Origin of the sequence: Christiangramia aquimixticola (genome assembly GCF_048285835.1) — a bacterium.
Classification (GTDB): Bacteria; Bacteroidota; Bacteroidia; order Flavobacteriales; family Flavobacteriaceae; genus Christiangramia; species Christiangramia aquimixticola.
On the sequence record NZ_JBLVTL010000242.1, the window covers coordinates 1 to 294 of the forward strand.

General features: G+C 43.9%; 1 pseudogene. It reads left to right on the forward strand.

Annotation, left to right across the window (positions count from 1 at the left end):
• A pseudogene (locus ACNKXV_RS14315) lies at nucleotides 1-294 on the forward strand (hypothetical protein); the annotation flags it as partial.

The following is a 294-nucleotide window of genomic DNA, read 5'->3' on the forward strand; positions in this document are numbered from 1 at the left end:
GAGATGGGCTTCTTGATGAGGACCCTGAAGAAGATTTGGACGGGGATGGTATTATCTATCAGATGAGGAAAAAAGCCTCTACTCAGGAAGAAAAGGAAAAGGCTAATTTCGTCATCGATCCTAAGGATCCCAAAGGGCGATTAATGAAGCGCACCTTTCCTGGAAAAGGAGATTACTTAGTGTATACTGAAGGAATTGATAACGACGGCGATGGTTCCTATAATGAAGATGGGATAGGAGGACTAGACCTTCATCGCAATTATCCCGAAAACTGGAGACCAAATACAGGTGGAG